The sequence below is a fragment of the Burkholderia sp. BCC1985 genome (genome assembly GCF_905339915.1).
Classification (GTDB): Bacteria; Pseudomonadota; Gammaproteobacteria; order Burkholderiales; family Burkholderiaceae; genus Burkholderia.
In genome coordinates this window covers 59,449-86,415 of the sequence record NZ_CAJPGY010000013.1, presented here as the reverse complement: position 1 = coordinate 86,415, position 26,967 = coordinate 59,449, and the positions used below count along the sequence as shown (strand labels likewise).

At 68.3% G+C, this 26,967-nt stretch carries 25 protein-coding genes and 1 riboswitch; of the genes, 24 read left to right on the top strand and 1 reads right to left on the bottom strand.

The window, feature by feature from the left end; genetic code table 11:
* Nucleotides 1-114 precede the first annotated feature (114 nt).
* Nucleotides 115-411, top strand: coding sequence for an H-NS histone family protein (locus tag U4Z31_RS15655; RefSeq protein WP_006489320.1), 297 nt, complete (start codon nt 115-117; stop codon nt 409-411).
* Nucleotides 412-518: 107 nt separating this feature from the next.
* On the opposite strand, the gene U4Z31_RS15650 is transcribed toward U4Z31_RS15655, so the two are convergent.
* A complete protein-coding gene (locus U4Z31_RS15650; RefSeq protein WP_044849179.1) occupies nt 519-1,583 on the bottom strand; it encodes a glycosyltransferase family 4 protein in 1,065 nt (354 codons plus the stop codon).
* 665 nt (nt 1,584-2,248) lie between these two features.
* Between U4Z31_RS15650 and flhD the strand changes: the two genes are divergently transcribed.
* From flhD to ahcY, 23 genes are all read left to right on the top strand, one after another.
* On the top strand, nt 2,249-2,569 hold the full coding sequence (gene flhD / locus U4Z31_RS15645) for a flagellar transcriptional regulator FlhD (RefSeq protein ID WP_014895554.1): 321 nt from the start codon (nt 2,249-2,251) through the stop codon (nt 2,567-2,569).
* A gap of 94 nt (nt 2,570-2,663) precedes the next feature.
* Nucleotides 2,664-3,218, top strand: a complete 555-nt coding sequence (gene flhC / locus U4Z31_RS15640) for a flagellar transcriptional regulator FlhC (protein ID WP_044849178.1) — start codon at nt 2,664-2,666, stop codon at nt 3,216-3,218.
* A gap of 189 nt (nt 3,219-3,407) precedes the next feature.
* On the top strand, nt 3,408-4,268 hold the full coding sequence (gene motA / locus U4Z31_RS15635) for a flagellar motor stator protein MotA (protein ID WP_044849177.1): 861 nt from the start codon (nt 3,408-3,410) through the stop codon (nt 4,266-4,268).
* A gap of 13 nt (nt 4,269-4,281) precedes the next feature.
* A complete protein-coding gene (gene motB / locus U4Z31_RS15630; protein ID WP_044849176.1) occupies nt 4,282-5,301 on the top strand; it encodes a flagellar motor protein MotB in 1,020 nt (339 codons plus the stop codon).
* 107 nt (nt 5,302-5,408) lie between these two features.
* A complete protein-coding gene (locus U4Z31_RS15625) occupies nt 5,409-5,786 on the top strand; it encodes a response regulator (protein WP_044849175.1) in 378 nt (125 codons plus the stop codon).
* Between the two features lie 33 nt (nt 5,787-5,819).
* Nucleotides 5,820-8,069: a chemotaxis protein CheA gene (gene cheA, locus U4Z31_RS15620; protein ID WP_321810746.1), complete on the top strand. Its 2,250-nt coding sequence runs from the start codon at nt 5,820-5,822 to the stop codon at nt 8,067-8,069.
* 48 nt (nt 8,070-8,117) lie between these two features.
* Nucleotides 8,118-8,633: a chemotaxis protein CheW gene (gene cheW / locus U4Z31_RS15615; protein ID WP_031397017.1), complete on the top strand. Its 516-nt coding sequence runs from the start codon at nt 8,118-8,120 to the stop codon at nt 8,631-8,633.
* Nucleotides 8,634-8,670: 37 nt separating this feature from the next.
* Nucleotides 8,671-10,635: a methyl-accepting chemotaxis protein gene (locus tag U4Z31_RS15610; protein WP_321810745.1), complete on the top strand. Its 1,965-nt coding sequence runs from the start codon at nt 8,671-8,673 to the stop codon at nt 10,633-10,635.
* A gap of 3 nt (nt 10,636-10,638) precedes the next feature.
* The gene (locus U4Z31_RS15605; RefSeq protein WP_321810744.1) at nt 10,639-11,652 is read left to right on the top strand and encodes a CheR family methyltransferase; all 1,014 of its coding nucleotides are present in this window, start codon (nt 10,639-10,641) and stop codon (nt 11,650-11,652) included.
* Entirely contained in the window at nt 11,649-12,410 is a 762-nt protein-coding gene (gene cheD / locus U4Z31_RS15600; protein WP_124520477.1) for a chemoreceptor glutamine deamidase CheD, read from the top strand. Before U4Z31_RS15605 ends, cheD begins: the two co-directional genes overlap by 4 nt.
* Nucleotides 12,407-13,501 carry a protein-glutamate methylesterase/protein-glutamine glutaminase gene (locus U4Z31_RS15595; RefSeq protein ID WP_044846376.1) on the top strand — a complete coding sequence of 365 codons (1,095 nt, stop codon included), beginning with the start codon at nt 12,407-12,409 and terminating at the stop codon, nt 13,499-13,501. Before cheD ends, U4Z31_RS15595 begins: the two co-directional genes overlap by 4 nt.
* 67 nt (nt 13,502-13,568) lie before the next feature.
* Complete coding sequence (cheY, locus tag U4Z31_RS15590) at nt 13,569-13,964, top strand: chemotaxis response regulator CheY (protein WP_006754880.1); 396 nt, start codon at nt 13,569-13,571, stop codon at nt 13,962-13,964.
* A gap of 1 nt (nt 13,965) precedes the next feature.
* The gene (gene cheZ, locus U4Z31_RS15585; RefSeq protein ID WP_124486865.1) at nt 13,966-14,697 is read left to right on the top strand and encodes a protein phosphatase CheZ; all 732 of its coding nucleotides are present in this window, start codon (nt 13,966-13,968) and stop codon (nt 14,695-14,697) included.
* Nucleotides 14,698-14,980: 283 nt separating this feature from the next.
* Nucleotides 14,981-15,484: a DUF2844 domain-containing protein gene (locus U4Z31_RS15580; RefSeq protein WP_124486866.1), complete on the top strand. Its 504-nt coding sequence runs from the start codon at nt 14,981-14,983 to the stop codon at nt 15,482-15,484.
* 16 nt (nt 15,485-15,500) lie between these two features.
* Nucleotides 15,501-16,751, top strand: coding sequence for a DUF3443 domain-containing protein (locus tag U4Z31_RS15575; protein ID WP_321810743.1), 1,251 nt, complete (start codon nt 15,501-15,503; stop codon nt 16,749-16,751).
* Nucleotides 16,752-16,896: 145 nt separating this feature from the next.
* Nucleotides 16,897-17,394 (top strand): VOC family protein, encoded by a 498-nt coding sequence (locus U4Z31_RS15570; RefSeq protein WP_044846372.1) that lies wholly within the window; start codon nt 16,897-16,899, stop codon nt 17,392-17,394.
* Between the two features lie 360 nt (nt 17,395-17,754).
* On the top strand, nt 17,755-18,135 hold the full coding sequence (locus U4Z31_RS15565) for a DUF805 domain-containing protein (RefSeq protein ID WP_321810742.1): 381 nt from the start codon (nt 17,755-17,757) through the stop codon (nt 18,133-18,135).
* 491 nt (nt 18,136-18,626) lie between these two features.
* Nucleotides 18,627-19,826 carry a flagellar biosynthesis protein FlhB gene (flhB, locus tag U4Z31_RS15560; RefSeq protein ID WP_321810741.1) on the top strand — a complete coding sequence of 400 codons (1,200 nt, stop codon included), beginning with the start codon at nt 18,627-18,629 and terminating at the stop codon, nt 19,824-19,826.
* Nucleotides 19,823-21,925 carry a flagellar biosynthesis protein FlhA gene (flhA, locus tag U4Z31_RS15555; protein WP_044846369.1) on the top strand — a complete coding sequence of 701 codons (2,103 nt, stop codon included), beginning with the start codon at nt 19,823-19,825 and terminating at the stop codon, nt 21,923-21,925. Before flhB ends, flhA begins: the two co-directional genes overlap by 4 nt.
* Nucleotides 21,922-23,703, top strand: a complete 1,782-nt coding sequence (flhF, locus tag U4Z31_RS15550) for a flagellar biosynthesis protein FlhF (protein ID WP_321810740.1) — start codon at nt 21,922-21,924, stop codon at nt 23,701-23,703. Before flhA ends, flhF begins: the two co-directional genes overlap by 4 nt.
* Complete coding sequence (locus U4Z31_RS15545) at nt 23,696-24,514, top strand: MinD/ParA family protein (protein ID WP_321810739.1); 819 nt, start codon at nt 23,696-23,698, stop codon at nt 24,512-24,514. Before flhF ends, U4Z31_RS15545 begins: the two co-directional genes overlap by 8 nt.
* Nucleotides 24,515-24,536: 22 nt before the next feature.
* Nucleotides 24,537-25,271: an RNA polymerase sigma factor FliA gene (locus tag U4Z31_RS15540; RefSeq protein WP_044846366.1), complete on the top strand. Its 735-nt coding sequence runs from the start codon at nt 24,537-24,539 to the stop codon at nt 25,269-25,271.
* Nucleotides 25,272-25,349: 78 nt separating this feature from the next.
* Nucleotides 25,350-25,466: riboswitch (S-adenosyl-L-homocysteine riboswitch) on the top strand.
* A 34-nt stretch (nt 25,467-25,500) separates the two neighbouring features.
* Nucleotides 25,501-26,919, top strand: a complete 1,419-nt coding sequence (ahcY, locus tag U4Z31_RS15535; RefSeq protein WP_124486873.1) for an adenosylhomocysteinase — start codon at nt 25,501-25,503, stop codon at nt 26,917-26,919.
* Nucleotides 26,920-26,967: the final 48 nt, after the last annotated feature.

The following is a 26,967-nucleotide window of genomic DNA, read 5'->3' as shown; positions in this document are numbered from 1 at the left end:
TTAAAGATGGCAGCATTAATTTTGAAGGGCAGGGCGGCAGTGCGGATGACGTAACGGGTGTTGGCGTTCCGGCCGGAACTGCCGGCGCCGCATCATGGAAAAGGGAGCCGAAAAATGTCTCAATACGCGAAACTCAAGGCGCAGATCGCCGATCTGCAGGCCCAGGCGGATGACGTGCGTCGCCAGGAAGTGGCGGCGGTGATCGCCGACGTCCAGCGAATGATTGCCGAATATGGCCTGACGGCCCAGGATCTGGGCTTCGCGGAGCGAGCGCGGCGCGGCCGTCCGCCGAAAAAGGCACCGCTCCCCCCGAAATACCGCGACCCGAAGTCGGGTGCAACCTGGAGCGGGCGCGGCAAGCCGCCGAATTGGATCGTCGGGAAAAACCGCGATCGTTTCCTGATCGAATGAGCGCGCAAAAAGAAAGAGCCGCATCGACTGCGGCTCTTTGGCGCCTTTGGGTTTTACGCGCCGATTTCGGCGCGAATTTCACCGAATATTTCTGACGAATTTCGCCGTCACGCGCTCGCGACGCGACGCAAGGTCGGCCGCTTTGCCGTCGCGCAAAGCGATTCGTAAGTTTCGACATAGCGCCGTGCCATCGCTTTCGAGCTGAAGCGCGTATCGAAGCGCGCGCGGATCGCGTCGCGCGACAGGCTGTCGATCCGGTGCAGTGCACCGACCGCGCCCTGGACGTCCTCGACGATGAAGCCGGTCACGCCGTCCTCGATCACTTCCGGCACCGAGCCGCGGTTGAACGCGACGACCGGCGTGCCGCAGGCCATCGCCTCGATCATCACCAGGCCGAACGGTTCCGGCCAGTCGATCGGGAACAGCAGCGCCTTGGCGCCGGACAGGAACGCTGGCTTCTGCGCCTCGTTGATCTCGCCGATGAATTCGACATGCGCCTCGCCGAGCAGCGGCTCGATCACTTCCTTGAAGTAGTCGGCGTCGGCCTTGTCGACCTTCGCGGCGATCTTCAGCGGCAGCCCGCTTTGCGCGGCGATCCGGATCGCGGTGTCGACCCGCTTTTCGGGGCAGATCCGGCCGAGGAACGCGAGATATTCGGGCTTCACGTCCGGTTGCGGCGTGAGCAGCGTGTCGGGCAGCCCGTGATACACGGTGCCGGCCCAGGCGGCTTGCGGCAGCGGCTTGCGCTGGTTGTTCGAGATCGACACGACCGGCGCGTCCGGGAACGCGTCGAACACCGGTTGCAGCTCCGGCAGGTCGAGGCGGCCGTGCAGCGTCGTCACGTACGGCGTGTCGAGGCGCGACATCAGCGGAAATGGCAGGTAGTCGAGGTGGAAGTGCAGCACGTCGAATTCGTGCGCGACACGGGCGACCTGCTCGATCAGGCGCATATGGGGCGCCATCGAGTCGCGGATCGACGGGTCGAGCCGCAGTGCGCGCGGCCATGCCGCCTCGAGACGGGCGGACGTGACGGAGTCGCCGCTCGCGAACAGCGTCACGTCGTGCCCCAGCTCGACGAGCGCCTCGGTGAGGTAGGACACGACACGCTCGGTGCCGCCATAGAGTTTCGGCGGGACAGCTTCGTAAAGCGGCGCGATCTGGGCAATACGCATGGACGTTCTCCGGTGTCGACCAGCGCAAAGCGCTCGAGCGCGCATGCTGGTCCGCTGCAGGGTTGCGGAACTCGCCGACGCACGCTGTCTGCGGTGCGTGGCCGGGTCCGTGGCGGGGTGCGCGGGACGCCGGGCGGCAAGCTGCGGGGCGGGCCGGCGCGGCTCCCGCCGCCGCCCATTTGAGTCCATTATCGATATCGCCTTCAGGGGTTCGAGTGTTTTTTCAAACACTTAAGGCTTGTTACACCATGAAATACGAGAAAACCCCGATAAAAAGGGTGCGAAAACATAAAACGAGATAGCCACCACAATTGTTGCGCTATCATGAAAAACCACTATAATTTTTACCGATTCAACTTCCGGCAGCCTTGCCGGATGGCCTTCAGCCGGATTCGTCCCATGCGGACCGCATCGCCGACGCATTCGCGCCCCATTCGCCCCCGCCGTTCGTTCCCTTTCAATTCGCCTTGTCGGAAAAATTCCTACACGGTTTACAGACAATTCCTGCGTGGCGTGCGCCACTTCGCTGATACCGGCATAAATGCCGTTTGGCCAGAATTCGCCCTGTAAGACTATAAACGTGCCGGCAGCGCGTCAGCAGGCGCCCGATCGAGCAAACGTTTTCACAATGAAAGGCCAAAGCAAAAGCTCTTAACGGGGGAATCATGAGCGCCACCAGCGAAATGCTCAGTGAGATCAAAGAGGTCAACCTGTCGTACCTCCTCCTCGCGCAGCGCCTGCTGCGGGAAGACAAGGCGATGGGCATGTTCCGCATGGGAGTTTCCCAGGAACTGGCCGACGTGCTCGCGAACCTCACGCTCGCCCAGACCGTGAAGCTCGCGGCATCGAACCAGATGTTGTGCCGTTTCCGCTTCGACGATCACGCGCTGCTGTCGTCGCTCGCCGACAAAGGCCGCAGCGACGTCGTCACGCATGCGCATTCCGCGATCCTGATGGCCGGCCAGCCGGTCGAAAGCGTCCGCTGATCCCTCCCCGCCTTGCGTTCGTGCCGGCGCGCCGCGTCGGCGGGCGGCGTATTGGCGATTCATCCGAACAACGTCAAGCGGACGGTTATTCACCATGGCAAGCAAAAGCGTCGTGATCGAGGTGAAGGAAATCACCCTCGCCATCGAACTGATCGAACTGGGCGCCAGACTGCAGCTGCTGGAGGCGGAGACGAGCCTGTCGCGCGACCGCCTGATCAAGCTGTACAAGGAACTGAAGGGCGCGTCGCCGCCGAAGGGGATGCTGCCGTTCTCGACCGACTGGTTCATGACGTGGCAGCCGAACATCCACTCGTCGCTGTTCTACAACATCTACCGGTTCATGCAGGACCACGGCCGCTGCGAGCCGATCCAGTCGATCGTGAAGGCGTACCGGCTCTATCTGGAGCACGTGAACCTGTCCGGCGACGAGGCCGCGCTGAGCCTCACGCGCGCGTGGACGCTGGTGCGCTTCTTCGACTCGGGGATGCTGCAGATGACGCCGTGCACGCGCTGCGGCGGCCATTTCGTCGCGCATGCGCATGATCCGCATCAAGGTTTCGTGTGCGGCCTGTGCCAGCCGCCGTCGCGCGCGGGCAAGACCCGCAAGGCGGCCGCCGCGCGCGCCGGGCTGACCGCCGCCGCGGCCTGAGCGCCGCCGGGCGGGGCCGGGCGGGAGCTGCACGCCTTCCGCACGCCTGCCGCGCGCCGCGCGAACCGGCCGGGGCCTGCTGGTAAACACCGCCGCGCGGTCGCGGCGCGACCGCCAAAGTTTTCCTGCCGACTGCCGTAAACCTGATTAACGGCGGTCTCCCCGCCGGTCTTTCGTGAGGGACAGGCAGTGCTGATTATCGTGGGAACACTCGTGACGCTGTTGTCCGTCTTCGGCGGTTACGCGCTGGCAGGCGGGCATCTGGGCGCATTGGTCCAGCCGCTCGAGATCCTGATGATCACCGGCGCGGGCGTCGGCGCGTTCATCCTCGGCAACGGCATGAAGACCATCAAGGCGACGCTGCGCGTGCTGCCGACGCTCTTCAAGGGCTCGAAGTACACCAAGGACGTCTATATGGAACTGATGGCGCTCCTGTACGTGCTGCTCGCGAAGGCCCGCAAGGAAGGCACGCTGACGCTCGAGGCCGACATCGACGATCCGGACAAGAGCCCGATCTTCACGCAATACCCGAAGATCCTCGCGGATCGCCACATCGTCGAATTCCTGACCGACTACCTGCGCCTGATGGTGGGCGGCAACATGAACGCGTTCGAGATCGAGAGCCTGATGGACGAGGAAATCGAGACGCACCACGCGGAAGGCGAAGGCCCCGCGCACGCGCTGATGCGCGTCGGCGACGCGATGCCGGCGTTCGGGATCGTCGCGGCGGTGATGGGCGTCGTGCACACGATGGCGTCGGCCGACAAGCCGCCCGCGGTGCTCGGCGCGATGATCGCGCAGGCGCTGGTCGGCACGTTCCTCGGGATCCTGCTGTCGTACGGGCTGATCGGGCCGCTCGCGAGCCTCGCGGAGCAGCGCGTCGCCGAGTCGACCAAGATGTTCCAGTGCATCAAGGTGACGATCCTCGCGAGCCTGAACGGCTATGCGCCGGCGATCGCGGTCGAGTTCGGCCGCAAGGTGCTGTTCTCGACCGAGCGGCCGTCGTTTACCGAGCTCGAAGAGCATGTGCGCCGCGTGAAGGCGAAGTGACGCGGAGCATTCGATGAGCAAGAGCAAGGATCGCGCGATCGTCGTCAAACGGGTGGCCCCGCAGAAGAAGGGCCACCACGGCGGCGCCTGGAAGCTCGCGTATGCGGACTTCATGACCGCGATGATGGCGTTCTTCCTGCTGATGTGGCTGCTGAGCTCGGTCACGCCGGTGCAGCTGAAGGGGATCGCCGAGTACTTCAACACGCCGCTGAAGGCCGCGCTGTTCGGCAGCGGCGATCGCAGCTCGCAGGACTCGAGCATCATCAACGGCGGCGGCCGCGACCTGTCGAGCCTCGATGCCGGCACGCTGCGCCGTACCGACGGCACGACGTCGCTCGCCGATCGCGTCGCGAAGGCCGGCGACGACAGGACGCGCTCGCAGGCGCAGGGCGCACAGGACCGGCTCGAGCAGGCGCGCCTGCACGACCTGCAGATCAAGCTGATGGCGGCGATCGAGGCGAATCCGACGCTGCGCCAGTTCAAGCAGCAGATCCGCATCGATTCGACGCTGATGGGGCTGCGCATCGAGATCGTCGATTCGCAGAAGCGGCCGATGTTCGCGATGTCGAGCGACCACGTCGAGCCGTACATGCGCGACATCCTGCGCGAGATCGGCAAGACGCTGAACGACGTGCCGAACCGGATCATCGTCCAGGGCCATACCGACGCGGTGCCGTACGCGGGCGGCGAGGGCGGCTACAGCAACTGGGAACTGTCGGCCGATCGCGCGAACGCGTCGCGCCGCGAGCTGATCGCGGGCGGCATGGACGAGTCGAAGGTGCTGCGCGTGCTCGGCCTCGCGTCGACGCAGAACCTGAACAAGGCCGATCCGCTCGATCCGGAAAACCGCCGGATCAGCGTGATCGTGCTGAACCGCAAATCCGAAGACGCGCTGATGCGCGACGACACGACGACCACGACGCTGTCGGCCGACGCCGCGGGCTCGAAGCAACTGGCCCAGCAGCTCGACGGCACGGCGCCGGCCGCGCGACCGGTGCTCGCGAGCGCCGTCGCCGTGGTGCCGAAACCCTGACGTTTCCAAGATTTCGAGACGCGTATGAAACAACCTTCACGCTCACTTCGTTCGCTGCCCCCCGAGGGGGCGGTCAGCCACCCTGGAGCGGTCCTGCGGAGCCCGACATGATCCGAACCATTCTCGCCATCGACGACTCCGCGACCATGCGTGCGCTGCTGCAGGCGACGCTTGCGCAGGCCGGCTACGACGTGACGGTGGCGCCGGACGGCGAAGCCGGCTTCGACATGGCGGCCACCGTGCCGTACGACCTGGTGCTGACCGACCAGAACATGCCGCGCAGGAACGGCCTCGAGGTGATCGCCGCGCTGCGCAAGCTGACGGCGTATGCGGACACGCCGATTCTCGTACTGACGACCGAAGGCAGCGATGCGTTCAAGGACGCCGCGCGCGACGCGGGCGCGACCGGCTGGATCGAAAAGCCGATCGACCCGGCCGTGCTGATCGACCTGGTCGCGACGCTGTCCGAGCAGACCGCCTCCTGACATGAACGCGACGAATCCAACCGGTGACCGGGCATGACTCTCGACATCACGCAGTTCTACCAGACCTTTTTCGACGAAGCGGACGAGTTGCTCGCGCAGATGGAGCAACTGCTGTTGAACCTCGACGTCGGCTCGCCGGACCCCGAGGACCTGGCCGCGATCTTCCGCGCCGCGCATTCGATCAAGGGCGGCGCGGCGACGTTCGGCTTTTCCGCGCTGACCGAGACGACCCACATCCTCGAGTCGCTGCTCGACCGCGCGCGCAACCATGAGCTGACGCTGACCAAGGAAATGGTCGACGCGTTCCTCGAGACCAAGGACGTGCTGTCCGACCAGCTGGTCGACTATCGCGCGAGCGCGGAACCGGACGCGGCGGCTGCCGCGACGATCTGCGCGAAGCTCGAACGCCTGAAGGCCGAGAGCGGCGCGGGCGCGCCCGCGGACGTCGCACCTGCCGCGCCTGCCGTGGAGACTGCACCGGCACCGGCGCCGGCCGCCGCTACCTCCGCCAGCGACCGCGCGCCCGATCACGTGGTCGAACAGGCGGTCGCGGCCGCGCATCCGGCGGCGGCTGCCGGCACGGACGGCCCGCACCTGAAGATCACGCTCCTCGGCGTCGACGCGAAGGACCAGGCGCTGCTCACCGAGGAGCTCGGCAATCTCGGCCGGATCGTCGGCCGCGAGGAAGCGGGCGCCGACCTGACGCTGTGGCTCGAATCGGACGTGCCGTCCGACGACATCGTCGCCGTGTGCTGCTTCGTGATCGACGACAGCCAGATCCGCATCGCGCGCGGCACCGCGCCGGCCGCACCGGCGGCGCCTGCCGCCACGCCGGCCGCCGCCGAACCGGCCGCCGCGCCGGAGCCGGCCGCGCGGGTCGAGGTCTTCGCGCAAGCCCCCGGTGCCGCCCCGGCCGCCGCCGCACCGCAGGCGCAGCCGAGCGCCGTCGCGCAACCGGCGCCGCAACAGGCATCGCAACCGGCATCGCAACCGCACGCAGAACCCGCCGCGCAGGCTGTCCAGGCTGCCGCGCACCACGACGACAAGCGTCCGCGCCCGGCCGCCGCCGCATCGGGCGCCGAAGGCAGCTCGATCCGCGTCGGCGTCGAGAAGGTCGACCAGCTGATCAACCTGGTCGGCGAGCTCGTGATCACGCAGGCGATGCTCGCGGAAACCGCGAGCGCGTTCGATCCGGCGCTGCACGACCGCCTGTTCAACGGGATGGCGCAGCTCGAGCGCAACGCGCGCGACCTGCAGGAAGCGGTGATGTCGATCCGCATGATGCCGATGGACTACGTGTTCAGCCGCTTCCCGCGGCTCGTGCGCGACCTCGCCGGCAAGCTCGGCAAGCAGGTCGAGCTGGTCACGTTCGGCCAGGCGACCGAGCTCGACAAGAGCCTGATCGAGCGGATCATCGACCCGCTCACGCACCTCGTGCGCAACAGCCTCGACCACGGGATCGAGACGGTCGACAAGCGCGTCGCCGCCGGCAAGGACGGCGTCGGCCAGCTGGTGCTGTCGGCCGCGCATCACGGCGGCAACATCGTGATCGAGGTCAGCGACGACGGCGCGGGCCTGAACCGCGAGCGGATCCTCGCGAAGGCCGCGAAGCAGGGCATGCAGATTTCCGAAAACATCAGCGACGACGAAGTCTGGCAGCTGATCTTCGCGCCGGGCTTCTCGACCGCCGAAACCGTGACCGACGTGTCGGGCCGCGGCGTCGGGATGGACGTCGTGAAGCGCAACATCCAGTCGATGGGCGGCCATGTCGAGATCACGTCGCAGGCCGGTCGCGGCACGACCACGCGGATCGTGCTGCCGCTCACGCTGGCGATCCTCGACGGGATGTCGGTGAAGGTCGGCAGCGAGATCTTCATCCTGCCGCTGAACTTCGTGATGGAGTCGCTGCAGCCGTCGAACGACGACATCTACACGGTCGGCAACGGCGAGCGCGTGGTGCGCGTGCGCGGCGAATACCTGCCGCTCGTCGCGCTGCACGAGGTGTTCTCGGTCGAGGACGCGCGCACCGATCCGACCCAGGGCATCGTCACGATCATGGAAACCGAGGGGCGCCGCTTCGCGATGCTGATCGACGAGCTGGTCGGCCAGCAGCAGGTGGTCGTGAAGAACCTCGAAACCAATTACCGCAAGGTGCACGGCATCTCTGCGGCGACCATTCTCGGCGACGGCAGTGTCGCGCTGATCGTCGACGTCGCGGCGCTGAACCGCGAAACCCGTGCGACGCACGGCGCCCGAGCCGGCGCCGAGCTCGCCATTTTCTGACTCTCGCCATTCAACCGATTGGGGGCAAACGTGTCCGCTGAAGTCCAAATGATCAATCCGGCCGCGGCGAACGCGGCAACCAGCCGCCGCGATGCGGAGCAGGGCGATGCGACGGGCCAGGAATTCCTCGTCTTCACGCTCGGCGACGAGGAGTACGGGATCGACATCCTGAAGGTGCAGGAAATCCGCGGCTACGACAGCGTCACGCGCATCGCGAACGCGCCGGACTTCATCAAGGGCGTGATCAACCTGCGCGGGATCATCGTGCCGATCGTCGACATGCGGATCAAGTTCCATCTCGGCCGCGTCGAGTACGACCACCAGACGGTGGTGATCATCCTGAACGTGTCGAACCGCGTGGTCGGGATGGTGGTCGACGGCGTGTCGGACGTGCTGACGCTGCAGACCGACCAGATCATGCCGGCACCGGAATTCGGCGCGACGCTGACGACCGAGTACCTGACGGGCCTCGGCACGGTCGACGGCCGGATGCTGATCCTGATGGACATCGAGAAGCTGATGTCGAGCCGGGAAATGGCGCTGATCGAGACGCTCGGCGGGTAAGCGCGCCGCGCGCGCAGCAATTTCGGGAGAATCTGCAATGTTGCATAACTGGTCGATCCGCACGACGCTCACGGCGGTCGGACTCATCCTCGTGGCGCTGGCCGCAGCCGTCGGCGGGCTCGGCCTGTACGCGCTGAATCACGCGAGCCGCTCGCTCGACGAGATTGCGCACGTCGACCTGCCGGCGATCCACACGCTCGACGACACGTCGTCGTACCTGCTGCGCGCGCGCGTGTCGCTCGACCGCTTCCGCTCGCTGACCGAAGCCGGCAACACGGCCGACGCGGGCAAGGTGCTCGACCGCGCGCAGGAGCTGTACGCGAAGTCGAACCAGAACTGGCAGGCGTTCCAGGCCACGCCGAAGCTCGGCATCGAGCAGGCGCTCGTCGACGAGCTCTCCGCACGCTACGCGACGATCGTGAAGGAAGGCGTCGAGCCGGAATTCGCGGCGGCGCGCGCGGGCGACATGGCCGCGTATCACGCGGTCGCCGACACGAAGATCAGCCCGATGTTCGTCGCGTACGACCAGGCGGCATCGGCCGTGGTCGCGTCGCTGCAGAAGCGCGCGGAGGAACGCCAGACCGCGACGCAGTCGCAGATCTCGCTGATGATCGGCCTGATCGCGGCCGGCATCGCGATCGCGTTCGTCGTCGTGATCGCGATCCGCTTCGTGCTGCGCGGGCTGATCGTGAAGCCGCTCGAGGACGCGATCGCGCACTTCGAGCGGATCGCCGGCGGCGACCTCACGCAGCCGGTGAACGTGTTCAGCAACAACGAGATCGGCCGCCTGTTCGGCGGCATCAAGCGGATGCAGGACGCCGTGACGGCGATGGTGCAGGCCGTGCATCGCGGCACCGAATCGATCGACGTCGGCGCGCGCGAGATCTCGACCGGCAACACCGACCTGTCGCAGCGCACCGAGGAGCAGGCCGCGTCGCTGCAGGAAACCGCATCGAGCATGGAGCAGCTCACCGGCACCGTGCGGCAGAACGCGGAGAACGCGCGGCAGGCGAGCCAGCTTGCTGTGAACGCGTCCGACATCGCGACGCACGGCGGCGAGGTGGTCGGCCAGGTCGTGTCGACGATGCAGGACATCGCGGCCAGCTCGGGCAAGGTCGTCGACATCATCGGCACGATCGAAGGCATCGCATTCCAGACCAACATCCTCGCGCTGAACGCGGCGGTCGAAGCCGCGCGCGCCGGCGAGCAGGGCCGCGGCTTCGCGGTGGTTGCGGGCGAAGTGCGCTCGCTCGCGCAGCGCAGCGCGAGCGCCGCGAAGGAAATCAAGCAACTGATCGGCGATTCGGCCGAGAAGGTCGACAGCGGGTCGGCGCTCGTCGCGCGGGCCGGCTCGACGATGGACGAGATCGTGCAGGCCGTGCGCCGCGTGACCGACATCATGGGCGAGATCAGCGCCGCGTCGGACGAGCAGTCGACCGGCATCGAGCAGGTCAATCGCGCGGTCGGCCAGATGGATTCCGTCACGCAGCAGAACGCGGCGCTCGTCGAGCAGGCCGCGGCCGCCGCCGCGTCGCTCGAGGAGCAGACGCGCCAGATGAAGGCGGTCGTGTCGGCGTGGCGCGTCGCGGGCGGCATCGCGCTCGCGCCGGCGCGCGGCGCCGCACGCCCGGCCGCGCACGCAGCGGCACCGGCGCTGGCGTCGCCGTCGGAACGCCGCCATGAAACCGCGCCGGCCGCATTGCCGGCACCGCAGGCGGCCGCTCAGCCGGCGCGCCGCGCGTCGCCTGCGCCCGCGTCGCATACGTCACATGCATCGGCACCGGCCGCGAGCCACGAAACGAAGCGTGCGCCGGACGCCGCCGCACGCGCGGCGAAGGAAGCGCCGGCCGCGGGCGGCTACGGCCCGCGTCTCGCGAAGGCGGCCGCCGCACCGGCGCACAAGCCGGCCGACAAGCCCGCGCTCGTGCGTCCGGCGCTGAGCAGCGAGAAGCCGGCGCTGGCCGCGGCCGGCACGTCCGATGACGACTGGGAGACCTTCTAAGCCATGCCGTCCGCGCGCGCACCGTTTCGACCCGATGCACCGGATGCCTCGCCCCGCGCGGGCGAGCCGGGGCGCGACTTCGCGTTCACCGGCGCGGATTTCGCACGCATCCGCGCGCTGATTCATCAACGCGCGGGCATCTCGCTGTCCGAGCACAAGCGCGACATGGCGTACAGCCGGCTCGCGCGCCGGCTGCGCGCCCGCGGCCTCGACACGTTCCGCGACTACCTCGACCTGCTCGAGCAGGAGGACGATCCGCTCGAGTGGGAGGCGTTCACCAACGCGCTGACGACGAACCTGACCGCGTTCTTCCGCGAGTCGCACCATTTCCCGATCCTGGCCGACTTCGTGAAGGGGCGCGCGGCGCCCGTGTCGGTGTGGTGCTCGGCGGCGTCGACCGGCGAGGAGCCCTATTCGATCGCGATTACGCTGATCGAGGCGCTCGGCGAATCGGCCGCGCGCGGCGCATCGATCCTCGCGACCGACCTCGACACGCAGGTGCTCGCGAAGGCCGAGGCCGGCATCTATACGTACGACCAGGTCAAGCACCTGAGCCCGGAGCGGCTCAAGCGCTTCTTCCTGAAGGGCACCGGCGCGCAGGCCGGCCGCGTGAAGGTGCGCCCGGAGCTGCGCGCGATGATCCGCTTCGAGCAGCTGAACCTGACCGATGCCGACTACGGGATCGCGAAGCCGTTCGACGCGATCTTCTGCCGCAACGTGATGATCTATTTCGACAAGCCGACGCAGGGGCAGGTGCTGTCGCGCTTCGAGCCGCTCGTGAAACCGGGCGGGCTGCTGTTCGCCGGGCATTCGGAGAATTTCACCTACGTCTCGCAGGCGTTCCGGCTGCGCGGGCAGACGGTGTACGAGCTGACGCGCGCCCCGAAGGAAGTGCCCTTGGGGCACGATGCCGCGCCGGGCCTGCGCCCGCGCGGCGCGGCGCCGGCCGCGGCGGCGCCGCCGCGCGCCCATGCGCGTGCCGCGGGCGTCGCGCCCGCTTACGGAGAACGCGGATGAGCGCGCTGCCGATCGCCACCAATCGTTACTTCGACAACCACTTCGAACGCCCCGGCGTGAAGCTGCTGCCGAACGAGTTCTACACGACGTCCGAGGACATGGTGCTGATGACCGTGCTCGGCTCGTGCGTCGCCGCGTGCCTGCACGACCCGATCGCGGGCATCGGCGGAATGAATCACTTCATGCTGCCCGACGACGGCGCTGACGCCGGCGCGGCCGCATCGGAGTCGATGCGCTACGGCGCGTATGCGATGGAAGTGCTGATGAACGAACTGATCAAGGCCGGCGGGCGCCGCGAGCGCCTCGAGGCGAAGGTGTTCGGCGGCGCGGCCGTGCTGGCAGGGATGACGACCATCAACATCGGCGACCGCAACGCGGATTTCGTGCGCCGCTATCTCGCGCTCGAGCGCATCCGCATCACCGCGGAGGACCTGCAGGGCGTGCACCCGCGCAAGGTCGCGTTCATGCCGCGCAGCGGGCGCGCGATGGTGAAGAAGCTGCGGCTGCAGGTGCCGGGCGTGACCGAGCGCGAAGCCGCGCTGGCGCGCGAGGCCGACCGCGTGCACGCCGCCCGGACGCGCGCGCACGTCGAGCTGTTCGCGGCGAAGCGCCCGGCCGCGCCGCCGCCGGCGCGCCCGCGCATCGAGCTGTTCGGCGCACGCGGCGGCGCGGGCGCACAGCCGGCGAACGCGAAGGCCACCAGCCCGAACGCCGGCAGCCCGTACGCGGCCAACCATTCGAGAAAGCAGGAGGCATGACCGCAGTGCAGAAGATCAAAGTGTTGTGCGTCGACGATTCGGCGCTGATCCGCAGCCTGATGACGGAGATCATCAACAGCCAGCCCGACATGACGGTGTGCGCGACCGCGCCCGATCCGCTCGTCGCGCGCGAGCTCATCAAGCAGCACAACCCGGACGTCCTGACGCTGGACGTCGAAATGCCGCGCATGGACGGCCTCGACTTCCTCGAGAAGCTGATGCGCCTGCGGCCGATGCCGGTCGTGATGGTGTCGTCGCTGACCGAGCGCGGCTCCGAGATCACGCTGCGCGCGCTCGAACTCGGCGCGGTGGATTTCGTCACGAAGCCGCGCGTCGGGATCCGCGACGGCATGCTCGACTACGCGGAAAAGCTCGCCGACAAGATCCGCGCGGCGTCGCGCGCCCGCGTGCGCCAGGCACCGCAGCCGCAGGCGGCCGCCGCGCGCACCGCGAGCGGCCAGCCGGCCGCGCCGATGATCAACAATCCGCTCGTCAGTACCGAGAAGCTGATCATCATCGGCGCGTCGACGGGCGGCACCGAGGCGATCCGCGAGGTGCTGACGCCGCTGCCGCCGGATGCGCCGGCGGTGCTGATCGCGCAGCACATGCCGCCCGGCTTCACGAAGTCGTTCGCGCAGCGGCTGAACGGCCTGTGCCGGATCGCGGTGAAGGAAGCCGAGCACGGCGAGCGCGTGCTGCCGGGCCATGCGTACATCGCGCCGGGCCATGCGCACCTGCTGCTCGCGCGCAGCGGCGCGAACTACATCGCGCAGCTGTCCGACGAGCCGCCGGTGAACCGCCACCGGCCGTCGGTCGACGTGCTGTTCCGCTCGGCGGCGCAGCACGCGGGCAAGAACGCGATCGGCGTGATCCTCACGGGGATGGGGCGCGACGGCGCGGCCGGCCTGCTGGACATGAAGCGCGCGGGCGCCCACACGTTCGCGCAGGACGAGGCGAGCTGCATCGTGTTCGGGATGCCGCGCGAGGCGATCGCGCTCGGCGGCGCGGACGAGGTCGCGCCGCTTGCCGAGATGAGCCGGCGCGTGATGGCGCGGCTGGCGACGATGGGTGACCGCGTGCAACGCGTCTGAATGAAATGTCACGGGGCGCGTGCGAAGCCGCGGGCCCCGACGGTAACGAATCTGCAAAGGAACGACGATGGACAAGAGCATGAAAATCCTGGTGGTGGACGATTTCCCGACGATGCGCAGGATCGTCCGCAACCTGCTCAAGGAACTGGGCTACACGAACGTCGACGAAGCCGAGGACGGCGCGGCCGGCCTCGCGCGCTTGCGCGGCGGCGGCTTCGACTTCGTGATCTCGGACTGGAACATGCCGAACCTCGACGGCCTCGCGATGCTGAAGGAAATCCGCGCGGACGCGACGCTCACGCATCTGCCGGTGCTGATGGTCACGGCCGAGTCGAAGAAGGAGAACATCATCGCGGCCGCGCAGGCCGGCGCGAGCGGCTACGTCGTGAAACCGTTCACGGCCGCGACGCTCGACGAGAAGCTGAACAAGATCATCGACAAGATGGCCAAGGCCGGGAGCTGACGTGAACGAGCCGATCCATGCGGCGCTCGCCGGCGCTGCGTTCAGCGCCGACGGCCACGCCGAAGGCGCCGATTACGCGAGCGACCGGATCCTCGCGCGCATCGGCCACGTCACGCGCACGCTGCGCGATTCGATGCGCGAGCTCGGGCTCGACAAGCATGTCGAGCGCGCGGCGGAAGCCGTGCCCGATGCACGCGACCGGCTGCGCTACGTCGCGACGATGACCGAGCAGGCGGCCGAGCGCGTGCTGAACGCGATCGAGGTCGCGAAGCCGGTGCAGGCGCGCATCCAGAGCGAGGCCGAGGCGCTCGACGCGCGCTGGGCGCAGTGGTACGCGGCGCCGATCGAGCATGCGGACGTGCGTGAGCTGATGGACGACACGCGCACGTTCCTGCGCGCGCTGCCCGAAGCGACGTCCGCGACCAGCGCGCAGCTGCTCGAGATCATGCTTGCGCAGGATTTCCAGGACCTGACCGGGCAGGTGATCAAGAAGATCATGGACATGGTCTATCTGATCGAGCAGCAGCTGCTCACCGTGCTCGTCGAGAACATCGCGCCCGAGCGGCGCGAGCAGTTCGCGGCGACCGCGGCCGCGCTCGCGGCCGAGCAGATCAGCGCGACCGGCAGCCCCGAGTCGCTGCTGAACGGGCCGCAGATCGCACCGGAAGGCAAGTCCGACGTCGTGCAGGACCAGGCGCAGGTCGACGACCTGCTCGCGAGTCTCGGCTTCTGACCGTGCCGCACCGCACGCCACCGGGCCGCTTCCGTTCGCGGAGCGCCCGGTGTGCGGGGCTTTCACCCTGCCTCTCCCGCCGAGCCCCCCGCGCGCGGGTCGTGCCGCTCGTCATGCTGCGCCGCGTCATGCATCGTTGATTTGACACTCCGACACACTCCGCAGGCATACTACGCATCAGCAGCAACGAAGCGTCATTCTTAAGACTTTGATTTGTTGGCCCGCGGCGCCGTGCCTGATGGCGGCACCGCCGGCAACGAAGCCAGTCCCTTTGGGGGGGAACGTGAAGCTGAAACGCTTGGGCTGGGCCGCCGCGCACGCGACGGCTGCAATGGGTGTGCTGTGGGCCGTCCACGCACAGGCCGAACTGGGCGGCGCACCGATGTCGCCGCCGGCGGACGATCACGCCGCCACGGTGCGCGCGCTGCAGCGCGCGATGCGCTCCGCCGACGGCGCGCAGGCGAGCGCGGCCGCCTACACCGTCCGCGAGATCACGCTCGGATCGGGCACCGTCATCCACGAATACGCGAGCGCGGCCGGCACCGTGTTCGGCCTCGCCTGGCGCGGGCCGAGCATGCCGGATCTCGAGTCGCTGCTCGGCAGCTATTTCCCGCAGTACACCGCCGGCGTCCAGGCGGCGCATGCGGCGCGCGGCTGGCGCGCGCCCGTGTCCGTCGACACGAGCGGCCTCGTGATCCGCACGGGCGGCCACATGGGCGCCTTCGCGGGCCAGGCATGGCTGCCGGCGGCGCTGCCTGCCGGGCTGACCGGCAACGACATCCAGTGACAGCGGGAGAGCGATCTTGAGAATTCCTCGTACCTTCAGGCGCTGGCTCGGGCTGCTGAGCGTCGCGGCCGTGACGGCCATGCTCGTGACCGCCTGCGGCGGCGGCGATGACAACGGCGGCGGCAGCGGCGGCGGCAATGGCTCCAACGTATCGGACGGCAATACCGCGAACACGGCCGTGATCACGGTCGGCACCGGCGTCGCCCACGTGATCAACATCCCGACCGTCAACGTGAAGATCTGCGTGCCGGGCACGACGAACTGCCAGGTGGTCAACAACGTGCTCGTCGACACCGCGTCGTACGGGCTGCGGCTCGTCAGCAGCGCGCTGTCGTCGGGCGTGTTGAACAACCTGCCGCAGACGACGAGCGGCGGCGCGCCGGTCGCCGAGTGCGGCAAGTTCGTGTCGAGCTTCACGTGGGGCTCGGTGCGTACCGTCGACCTGTCGATCGGTACCGAGCAGGCGGGTTCGCTGCCGGTGCAGATCATCGGCGATCTCGGCACGACCAACGTGCCGAGCTCGTGCTCGAACAACGGCGCCAGGACGTCGGCCAACACGGCGAGCGACCTCGGCGCGAACGGCATCCTCGGCATCGGGCCGGCGCCGGTCGATTGCGGCACGAGCTGCGCGACGTCGACGTCGGCGACGTCCAACAACTACTACGCGTGCCCGAACGGCAATGCGAGCTGCGCCGTGGCGCTGGTGCCGGTCGCGCAGCAGGTGGCCAACCCGGTCCATCGCTTCGCGACCGACAACAACGGCGTGATCGTGCAGATGCCGAACATCTCGAGCAGCGGGCAGGGCAGCGCGACGGGCCTGCTGACGTTCGGGATCGGCACGCAGGGCAACAATGCGCTGGGGGCGTCGACGGTGCTGACGTCGACGACGACGGGCGACGTGAGTGCGACGTTCCTCGGCGGCAACGTGACCGCGTTCTTCGATACGGGCTCGAACGCGTACTTCTTCAACGATTCGGCGCAGAAGGCCTGTACGACCAACACGCAGTTCTACTGCCCGTCGTCGACGACCACCTATACGGCGACGCTGACCGGCCAGAACGGGAAGTCGGGCGGCGTGTCGATGCCCGTCGCGAACGCCGATTTGCTGTTCGCGAATGCGTCGACGTTCGCGTTCAACGACATCGCCGGCCCGTTCGGCGCGGCCGGCTGGCTCGATCTCGGCATGCCGCACTTCTACGGCAAGACGATCTACTTCGGGATGGACCGGACCGCGACCGGCGGCGCGCAGCCTTACGTCGCGTTCTGATCGCGCACGGACGGCAGCAGCAGGAAGGGGGCGAGCGATCGCCCCCTTTTTTTTAGGTTCGTCGCGGATTCCCGGGGAACGCCGCGCCAGCGCCTACGATATAAGACCGGCACCGGTGCCGGCACGACATCGAGGAGACAGCGCCATGAGCCAGCGTATCCAACGCATCACGCCGTTTCTGTGGTTCGACCACGACGCCGAGGCGGCCGCACGCTTCTACGTGTCGGTGTTCGACGACGCGCGCATCCTGCACGTCGCCCGTTACGGCAAGTCCGGCGCGCAGGCGTCGGGGCAGGCGGAGGGCGCGGTGATGACGGTGTCGTTCGAACTGGACGGGCAGGCGTTTCTTGCGCTGAACGGCGGCCCGGCGTTCCCGCTCACACCGGCCGTGTCGTTCGTCGTCAACTGCCGCGACCAGCAGGAGATCGACCGCTACTGGGCGGCCCTGGCCGAAGGCGGCGACGAGCGCGCGCAGCAGTGCGGCTGGCTGCGCGACCGCTTCGGCGTGTCGTGGCAGGTGGTGCCGGTGCAGATGCCCGAACTGATGGCGGGCGACCCGGCACGCGCCGAACGCGTGATGGCGCAGGTGATGAAGATGAAAAAGCTCGATCTCGGCGCGTTGCAGCAGGCGGCGGCCGGCTAGCGAACGCCGGCCGGGACGTGCCGTTTTCGACGTGCGCGCGCGACGTCCGGCGATATTCCCGGCCGGTCGGTCAATCAGCGCAGAACGAACGTTTCGATTATCGATCGAGATGCGTTTCACGCTGGTGTAATCAAGTCGTGGATTATCTTGCCGCTATTTATGTCAGGTCGCCGCGATTATAAAAATGACGTGACATGCGCGTTGGCGATACGGCACGCCGCCGCTGCGGCCGCTCCAGTAATGCGAAAGACGGCGTGAGAGACGGTCAACATGCGAAAGGAGATGCGATGCGAAGAAATTCAAACTTATAATGCCCGCGTTGTTTCCGAGGTCGTCGATATAAAACATGAGGGCAATAAGATGAGTTTCAGTGAAGCCGTTCGTGCCGCACTCAATCAATACGCGAAATTCGAGGGCCGCGCGCGCCGCGCGGAATACTGGTATTTCGCGTTGCTCACGAGCGTCGTGTCGATCCTCTGCCAGGCGATCACCATGGTGGGGCGCGACACGAGCGCGATCTCGCTGCTGCTGATGATCGTCGCGGCCGTCGTGTCGCTCGCGCTGGTGCTGCCGAGCCTCGCGGTCACCGTCCGCCGCCTGCACGATACGGGCCGCTCGGGCTGGTTCCTGCTGATCGCGCTCATTCCGCTCGTCGGCGGGATTCTGCTGCTCGTATGGATGTGCTCGCGCGGCACCAACGGCCCGAATCGTTTCGGCTCGGATCCGATTCCGGCGATCTGAGCGCCGCCCGCCCCGACGCGCGACGCGCGACGCCGTCGTGTCGGGGCGGGCCGACGATCGCTTCACGGCTGCCTTGCTTCGCTGCTTGGCAGATCCCACGCTTCCCCGTTTCCCCGTTTCCCCGTTTCCCCGTTTCCCCGCTTCGCCGCTTCGCCGCTTCGCCGCTTCACACCTTCATCCACATCACCACATCGCCACGTCACCACGTCACCACGTCACCACGCCACCGCGCCACCGCGCCACCGCGCCACCGCGCCACCGCGCCGCCGCGCCGCCGTGCCCGCGAACGCGGTTTCCATCGTCTCCCCGCGCGCCGCACCCGCCCGCCGGCTGCCCGCCGGCTGTCCGCCGGCTCTCCGCCGCCCCCGCTCGCCCGATTCCTCGAAATACCCCCCTTTCCCGGCTTTGCTCGACCGATCGGCGTTTGACGGGCGCATGAATAATCGGTGTCACTGGAGAACGGCATTTCGCCGTACCCGACTGGAGGCCCCGTGGCAGACGAGAGCGATCTCGACAGAACCGAAGCCGCCACTCCGAGGCGCCGCGAGAAGGCGCGCGAGGAGGGGCAGGTCGCGCGTTCGCGCGAGCTGGCTTCGTTCGCGCTGCTCGCGGCCGGGTTCTACGGCGCGTGGCTGCTCGCGGGTCCGTCGGGCGCCCACCTCCAGGCGATGCTGCGCGGTGCGTTCGCGTTCGATCGCGCGACCGCGTTCGACACGCACCGGATGCTGTCGGCGGCCGGCAGCGCGAGCCTCGAGGGTCTCGCCGCGCTGCTGCCGATCCTGGCGCTCACCGGCCTCGCCGCGCTGCTCGCGCCAATGGCGCTCGGCGGCTGGCTGATCTCGCAGAAGACCTTCGAGCTGAAGTTCGACCGCCTGAACCCGATCTCGGGCATGGGCCGGATGTTCTCGATCCAGGGGCCGATCCAGCTCGGAATGTCGCTCGCGAAGACGCTCGTCGTCGGCGGGATCGGCGGGATCGCGATCTGGCGCAGCAAGGACGAGCTGCTCGGTCTCGCGACCCAGCCGCTCGGCTCGGCGCTCGCCGATGCGCTGCATCTGGTCGCCGTGTGCTGCGGCACGACGGTCGCCGGGATGCTGGTGGTCGCCGCGCTCGATGTGCCTTACCAACTCTGGCAGTACAACAAGAAGTTGCGCATGACGAAGGAAGAAGTGAAGCGCGAGCATCGCGAGAACGAAGGCGATCCGCACGTGAAGGGCCGCATCCGCCAGCAGCAGCGCGCGATCGCGCGGCGCCGGATGATGGCCGCCGTGCCGAAGGCCGACGTGGTCGTCACGAACCCGACGCACTTCGCCGTCGCGCTGCAGTACACGGACGGCGAGATGCGTGCGCCGAAGGTCGTCGCGAAGGGCGTGAACCTCGTCGCCGCGCGCATCCGCGAACTCGCGGCCGAACACAACGTGCCGCTGCTCGAGGCGCCGCCGCTCGCGCGTGCGCTGTATCACAACGTCGAACTCGAACGCGAGATTCCCGGCTCGCTGTACTCGGCTGTCGCCGAAGTGCTCGCGTGGGTCTACCAGCTCAAGCGTTTCCGCTCGGAAGGCGGCGCCTTCCCGGCCGCGCCGGTCGATCTCGACGTGCCGGCCGACCTCGACAAGGGGTCGTCGGTCGCCGCCGACGACGAGCGTGAAGAAGCCGAAGACACGCTCGGCAAGCAAGGGAACGCAGCATGAGCACCCCGACCACCGGCCTGTTCGCCAAACGCCCGAACCCGTTCGCGGGCACCAACCTGCGCGCGCTCGCGGGCCCGATCCTCATCTGCATGATCCTGGGGATGATGATCCTGCCGCTGCCGCCGCTGCTGCTGGATCTGCTGTTCACGTTCAACATCGCGCTGTCGGTGATGGTGCTGCTCGTCAGCATGTACACGATGAAGCCGCTCGACTTCGCGGCGTTCCCGAGCGTGCTGCTGTTCTCGACGCTGTTGCGGCTGTCGCTGAACGTCGCGTCGACGCGCGTCGTGCTGCTCGAAGGCCACACCGGCCCCGACGCGGCCGGCCAGGTGATCGAGGCGTTCGGTCACTTCCTCGTCGGCGGCAACTTCGCGGTCGGCATCGTCGTGTTCGTGATCCTGATGATCATCAACTTCATGGTGATCACGAAGGGCGCGGGGCGGATCGCCGAAGTGTCCGCGCGCTTCACGCTCGACGCGATGCCCGGCAAGCAGATGGCGATCGACGCCGACCTGAACGCCGGCCTCATCAACGAGGAGCAGGCCCGCAAGCGCCGCCTCGCCGTGTCGCAGGAAGCCGAGTTCTACGGGTCGATGGACGGCGCGTCGAAGTTCGTGCGCGGCGACGCGATCGCGGGCCTGATCATCATGGCGATCAACGTGATCGGCGGGCTGATCGTCGGGATGGTGCAGCACGACATGAGCTTCGCCGCGGCCGGCACCAACTACACGCTGCTGACGATCGGCGACGGCCTCGTCGCGCAGATCCCGTCGCTCGTGATCTCGACCGCTGCCGGCGTGATCGTGTCGCGCGTCGCGACCGACGAGGACATCGGCACGCAGATCACCGGCCAGCTGTTCACCAACCCGCGCGTGCTCAACATCACCGGCGCGATCATCGTGCTGATGGGGCTGATCCCGGGCATGCCGCACGTCGCGTTCCTCGCGCTCGGCGGCGGCGCGATCTGGCTGGCCCGCACGCAGACGCGTCGCGCGGCGGCCCGCGTGGCGGCCGGCGACGTGACCGAGATCGCACCGCCCGCCGCGCTGCCGGGCGACAGCCACGAGGCGACCTGGGACGACGTGCAGCTGATCGATCCGCTCGGCCTCGAAGTCGGCTACCGGCTGATCCCGCTCGTCGACAAGAACAGCGACGGCGAGCTGCTCAAGCGCATCAAGAGCATCCGCAAGAAATTCGCGCAGGAAATCGGCTTCCTGCCGCCGGTGATCCACATCCGCGACAACCTCGAGCTGCGGCCGAACGCATACCGGATCGCGCTGAAGGGCGTCGAGATCGGCACGGGCGAAGTGTTCCCGGGCCAGTGGCTCGCGATCAACCCGGGCCAGGTAACGGCCGCGCTGCCGGGCGCCACGACGCAGGACCCGGCGTTCGGGTTGCCGGCCGTGTGGATCGACGTCGCGATGCGCGAGCAGGCGCAGGTGTACGGCTACACGGTCGTCGATGCGAGCACGGTCGTCGCGACCCACCTGAACCATCTGGTCGTGCAGCACGCGGCCGAGCTGCTCGGCCGCCAGGAAGTGCAGTCGCTCGTCGAGCGCACCGGCAAGGATGCGCCGTCGCTCGTCGAGGACCTCGTGCCGAAGACGATCTCGCTGACGACGCTGCAGAAAGTGCTGCAGAACCTGCTCGAGGAAGGCGTGCCGATCCGCGACATGCGCACGATCCTCGAGGCCGTGTCCGAACACGCGGGCCGCGGCGACGCGTACGAGATCACCGCCGCGGTGCGGCTGTCGCTCGGCCGGGCGATCACGCAGCAGTGGTATCCGGGCGCGGGCGAGATGCAGGTGATGGGCCTCGATTCGAATCTCGAGCGCGTGCTGTCGCAGGCGCTCGCCACCGGCGCGAACCCGGGCCTCGAACCCGGCCTCGCGCACAACCTTCTGACCGGCACGCAGCAAGCGATGCTGCGTCAACAGAATCTCGGGCTGCCGCCCGTGCTGCTGGTGCAGCATGCGCTGCGCGCGATGCTCGCGCGTTTCCTGCGCCGCAGCCTGCCGCAACTGAAAGTGCTGTCGTATGCCGAAGTGCCGGACACGCGCACGATCAAAGTCGTTAACGTCATCGGGGGTTCCGCTTGAACATTCGCAAATTCACCGGCGCGACCAGCCGCGACGCGCTCCGCCTCGTGCGCGAGGCACTGGGTGCCGACGCCGTCGTGCTGTCGAACCGCACGCTCGATGATGGCAGTGTCGAAATCGTCGCGCTCGCCGATTCGGATCTCGCCGCGGTCGCGCCGCCGGCCGCGGCCCGGGCGCGCAGCCTTCCGCCGCGCACGCCGGAATCCGTGCCGGCCGCAGCCGTGCCGGGCATCGTGTCGCGCCCGGGTGCCGGGCTCGCGCGCCCGGCCGTCAATCCGTATGCGGCAGGCGAGGGCGGGCTCCCGGACGTGTTTTCCTCGGTGTTCGGCGCGCGCGCCGAAGCGACGGAGCCGGCCGCGGAACCGACCGCCTTCGACGCGGATGCCGACGCGCACGCAATGGCCGCGGCATCGGCTGCGCCGGTTGCGCCCGTTGCGCCGATCGCCGCTGCCGGCACGCCGGCGGCAGCGTCCGAACCCGCGCCGTGGCTCGTCGAGCACGCGAAACGCCTGACCCAGCAGCGCGAAGCGCTGATCGCCCGCGCACAGGCCGCCCCGCAAGCGCCGGCCCGCACGCAGCAGGACGCTGCACCCGCGACGCCGGCCGCCTGGGCGCGCGACATCGTGCGCGACGCCGAGCGCCGGATGCCGCCGGCCGCCGCTGCGACGGCCCGCCAGGGCGAAACGGGCGCCGTGAAGCCGGCCGAACGCACGCGCCTGTCCGCCGAGGCTGCCGCCGCGGTGGCCGACGCGGTGAAGGCGCGCGTCGAGAGCATCGTCAACGACACGGTGATGCACGAGCTCGGCGCGATGCGCGGGATGATGGAAGCGCAGTTCGACAGCCTGATGTGGCATGACCGCCAGCGCCGCAGCCCGGTGCACGGCGCGCTGACCCGGCACCTGTTCTCGGCCGGCTTCTCCGCGCAGCTGGTGCGCATGCTGGTCGACAACCTGCCGTCCGGCGACGGCGCGCAGACCTTCGAGCAGGCCGCCGACTGGGCGCAGTCGGTACTCGCGGCGAACCTGCCGGTGCTCGGCAGCGAAGACGCGCTGATGGAGCGCGGCGGCGTATTCGCGCTGATGGGGCCGACCGGCGTCGGCAAGACGACGACCACCGCGAAGCTCGCCGCGCGCTGCGTGATGCGCTTCGGCGCGAGCAAGGTCGCGCTGCTGACCACCGACAGCTACCGGATCGGCGGCCACGAGCAGCTGCGCATCTTCGGCAAGATCCTCGGCGTCCCCGTGCATGCGGTGAAGGATGCGGGCGATCTCGAGCTCGCGCTGTCCGAGCTGCGCAACAAGCACATCGTGCTGATCGACACGATCGGCATGAGCCAGCGCGACCGCGCGCTGTCCGACCAGATCGCGATGCTGCACGGTGCGAACGCGCCGGTGCAGCGCCTGCTGCTGCTCAACGCGACGAGCCACGGCGACACGCTCAACGAGGTCGTCCAGGCCTACCGCAGCGCGGCCGACCATCCGCACGCGGCACATCCCGATCTCGCCGGCTGCATCCTGACCAAGCTCGACGAGGCGACCCACCTCGGCGGCGTGCTCGACACGGTGATCCGCTACAAGCTGCCGGTCCACTACGTGTCGACCGGCCAGAAGGTGCCGGAGAACCTGTACGTCGCGTCGACCAAATTCCTGCTGAAGAGCGCGTTCTGTGTGCCGCGCGACGGCTCGCCCTTCGTGCCGCAAGACGAAGACATGCCGACGCTGCTGTCCGCACTGACCGCACGTTCCACCGCCGAGCTGCACGAGGTGCGATTTGGATAAACGGATCATCGATCAGGCCGAAGGGCTGCGGCGCCTGCTGGCCGGGCGCGCGTCGCGCATCGTCGCGGTGACGGGCGGGCCGGCGGGCGTCGGCTGCACGTCCACCGTCGTGAACCTCGCGGCGGCGCTGACCGCGCTCGGCAAGGACGTGCTCGTCGTCGACGAGCGCGCCGACGTGCACTCGGCCACGGCGACGCTCGCGGGCGCGTGGCTGCGCGACGGCGAACGCACGCGCGTCGCCACCGGCTTCGGCCTGTGCGCGGCCGCGCGGCTCGCACGCGACGGCTACGACGATACGGAACTGAGCGACTTCGTCGACGGCCAGGCCGACATCGTGCTGGTCGACGCGCAGCTCGGCGCCGACGGCGGGTTCTCCGCGCTCGCGCGCGAGGCGCACGACGTGCTGATCGTCACGCGGGTCGCCGCGCAGGCGATCACCGAGGCGTACGCGTGCATGAAGCGGCTGCACTTCGCGCACGCGGTCGCGCAGTTCCGCGTGCTGACCAATCACGTCGGCAGCCACGCCGACGCGAGGACCGCATTCGACAACCTCGCGGGCGTCGCGAGCCGCTACCTGACGGTGTCGATCGCCGACGCCGGCTGCGTGAACGCCGATCCGCTCGTCGAGCATGCGCGCGACCTGATGCATACCGCGGTCGACGCGTTTCCGTCGTCGGCCGCCGCGCGCGATTACCGGCAGATTGCCGCCGACCTGCTGTACTGGCCGATGCGCCCGGGCACGGGCGCGGGGCGCGCCGTGCATGCGGGCGGCAAGCCGTCTTACGAGGCGGGTGCGGCGCACGCCGCGTGAGCGCCACCGCAAGGAGAGAGCCATGATGTACAACGCTCAGGGAAAGATGACCCAGGCCGACGTGCTCGCGCAATACGCGCCGCTCGTGCGGCGCCTGGGGCTGCAGCTCGTCGCGAAGATGCCGGCGAGCGTCGACCTCGACGACCTGATCCAGGCCGGCATGATCGGCCTGATGGACGCGGCCGGCCGCTACAAGGAAGACCAGGGCGCGCAGTTCGAGACCTACGCGACCCAGCGCATCCGCGGCGCGATGCTCGACGAGCTGCGCAGCAACGACTGGCTGCCGCGCAGCCTGCGCAAGACGTCGCGCGAGGTCGAGCACGCGGTGCACCAGGTCGAGCAGCAGCTCGGCCGCTCGGCGAGCGAGACCGAGATCGCGCAGCACCTGAAGATGCCGCTCGACGAATACCAGGGGATGCTGCAGGACCTGCACGGCAGCCAGCTCATCTATTACGAGGATTTCGACCGCGCGGCCGACGACGAGCCGTTCCTCGACCGCTATCGCGTCGATCATGCCGATCCGCTGTCGGCGCTGCTCGACGACCACCTGCGCGAGGCGCTCGTCGACGCGATCGACCGGCTGCCCGAGCGCGAGAAGCTGCTGATGTCGCTGTACTACGAGCGCGGGCTGAACCTGCGCGAGATCGGCGCGGTGCTCGAGGTCAGCGAGTCGCGCGTGTGCCAGCTGCACAGCCAGGCCGTCGCGCGCCTGCGCGCGCGGTTGCGCGAACAGGCGTGGGTCGGCGCGGAGAACTGACCCCTTTCATTGCGCCCACGCGCGCCGATGCCGCGCGCGGCGCGCATTTCCCGCGCCGATTTGCTACAATCCCTCCCGTTTTCCGAGGAGCGTTGCGACGGACCATCCTGCGTCCGCCAGGCTCGGAAAGCTTCACCAAGCAGCCGTGCGGCGATATTTGCACCGGCCCCGCTTCCTGAACGGCGCTCACGTCACCAATTTCTAGAACTTTTTTAGAAAGGAGGGCGTGATGAACGCCATTATCGATTCCCAGGCTTCCAAGGATTACATCGTCGCCGACATGGCGCTTGCCGGCTGGGGCCGCAAGGAACTGAACATCGCCGAGACCGAAATGCCGGGCCTCGTGCAGATCCGCGACGAATACAAGGCGCAGCAGCCGCTGAAGGGCGCGCGCATCGCCGGTTCGCTGCACATGACGATCCAGACCGGCGTGCTGATCGAGACGCTGAAGGCGCTCGGCGCGGACGTGCGCTGGGCGTCGTGCAACATCTTCTCGACGCAGGACCACGCTGCAGCGGCGATCGTCGAAGCCGGCACGCCGGTGTTCGCGTTCAAGGGCGAGTCGCTCGACGAATACTGGGAGTTCTCGCACCGCATCTTCGAATGGCCGAACGGCGAATTCGCGAACATGATCCTGGACGACGGCGGCGATGCAACGCTGCTGCTGATCCTCGGCTCGAAGGCCGAGAAGGACCGTTCGGTGATCGCGAAGCCGACCAACGAGGAAGAAGTCGCGCTGTACAAGTCGATCGCGAAGCACCTCGACGCGGACCCGACCTGGTACTCGACGCGCCTCGCGCACATCAAGGGCGTGACCGAGGAAACCACGACCGGCGTGCACCGCCTGTACCAGATGGAAAAGGACGGCCGCCTGCCGTTCCCGGCGTTCAACGTGAACGACTCGGTCACGAAGTCGAAGTTCGACAACCTGTACGGCTGCCGCGAATCGCTCGTCGACGGCATCAAGCGCGCGACCGACGTGATGATCGCGGGCAAGGTCGCGGTCGTCGCGGGTTACGGCGACGTGGGCAAGGGCTGCGCGCAGTCGCTGCGCGGCCTGGGCGCGACCGTGTGGGTCACCGAAATCGACCCGATCTGCGCGCTGCAGGCGGCGATGGAAGGCTACCGCGTCGTGACGATGGAATACGCGGCCGACAAGGCCGACATCTTCGTGACGGCGACCGGCAACTACCACGTGATCAACCACGATCACATGAAGGCGATGCGCCACAACGCGATCGTCTGCAACATCGGCCACTTCGACTCGGAAATCGATGTCGCGTCGACCCGCCAGTACCAGTGGGAAAACATCAAGCCGCAGGTCGACCACATCATCTTCCCGGACGGCAAGCGCGTGATCCTGCTGGCCGAAGGCCGCCTCGTGAACCTCGGCTGCGCGACCGGCCACCCGTCGTTCGTGATGTCGAACTCGTTCGCGAACCAGACGCTCGCGCAGATCGAGCTGTTCGTGCGCGGCAACGAGTACGAGAACAAGGTGTACGTGCTGCCGAAGCATCTCGACGAAAAGGTCGCGCGCCTGCACCTCGCGCGCATCGGCGCGAACCTGTCCGTGCTGTCGGACGAGCAGGCTGCGTACATCGGCGTGCAGAAGGACGGCCCGTTCAAGCCGAACCACTACCGCTACTGATGCGCCGCCGCCGCCGTGCCGCGTGCGTCCCGCATCGGGCGGGGGCGG

Excerpts from the sequence above, each read along its gene's own strand:
- U4Z31_RS15655 (WP_006489320.1), top strand. The coding sequence starts at position 115 with ATGTCTCAATACGCGAAACTCAAGGCGCAGATCGCCGATCTGCAGGCC.
- U4Z31_RS15650 (WP_044849179.1), bottom strand. The coding sequence starts at position 1,583 with ATGCGTATTGCCCAGATCGCGCCGCTTTACGAAGCTGTCCCGCCGAAA.
- flhD (WP_014895554.1), top strand. The coding sequence starts at position 2,249 with ATGAGCGCCACCAGCGAAATGCTCAGTGAGATCAAAGAGGTCAACCTG.
- flhC (WP_044849178.1), top strand. The coding sequence starts at position 2,664 with ATGGCAAGCAAAAGCGTCGTGATCGAGGTGAAGGAAATCACCCTCGCC.
- motB (WP_044849176.1), top strand. The coding sequence starts at position 4,282 with ATGAGCAAGAGCAAGGATCGCGCGATCGTCGTCAAACGGGTGGCCCCG.
- U4Z31_RS15625 (WP_044849175.1), top strand. The coding sequence starts at position 5,409 with ATGATCCGAACCATTCTCGCCATCGACGACTCCGCGACCATGCGTGCG.
- cheA (WP_321810746.1), top strand. The coding sequence starts at position 5,820 with ATGACTCTCGACATCACGCAGTTCTACCAGACCTTTTTCGACGAAGCG.
- cheW (WP_031397017.1), top strand. The coding sequence starts at position 8,118 with ATGATCAATCCGGCCGCGGCGAACGCGGCAACCAGCCGCCGCGATGCG.
- U4Z31_RS15610 (WP_321810745.1), top strand. The coding sequence starts at position 8,671 with ATGTTGCATAACTGGTCGATCCGCACGACGCTCACGGCGGTCGGACTC.
- U4Z31_RS15605 (WP_321810744.1), top strand. The coding sequence starts at position 10,639 with ATGCCGTCCGCGCGCGCACCGTTTCGACCCGATGCACCGGATGCCTCG.
- cheD (WP_124520477.1), top strand. The coding sequence starts at position 11,649 with ATGAGCGCGCTGCCGATCGCCACCAATCGTTACTTCGACAACCACTTC.
- U4Z31_RS15595 (WP_044846376.1), top strand. The coding sequence starts at position 12,407 with ATGACCGCAGTGCAGAAGATCAAAGTGTTGTGCGTCGACGATTCGGCG.
- cheY (WP_006754880.1), top strand. The coding sequence starts at position 13,569 with ATGGACAAGAGCATGAAAATCCTGGTGGTGGACGATTTCCCGACGATG.
- U4Z31_RS15570 (WP_044846372.1), top strand. The coding sequence starts at position 16,897 with ATGAGCCAGCGTATCCAACGCATCACGCCGTTTCTGTGGTTCGACCAC.
- U4Z31_RS15565 (WP_321810742.1), top strand. The coding sequence starts at position 17,755 with ATGAGTTTCAGTGAAGCCGTTCGTGCCGCACTCAATCAATACGCGAAA.
- flhA (WP_044846369.1), top strand. The coding sequence starts at position 19,823 with ATGAGCACCCCGACCACCGGCCTGTTCGCCAAACGCCCGAACCCGTTC.
- U4Z31_RS15540 (WP_044846366.1), top strand. The coding sequence starts at position 24,537 with ATGATGTACAACGCTCAGGGAAAGATGACCCAGGCCGACGTGCTCGCG.
- ahcY (WP_124486873.1), top strand. The coding sequence starts at position 25,501 with ATGAACGCCATTATCGATTCCCAGGCTTCCAAGGATTACATCGTCGCC.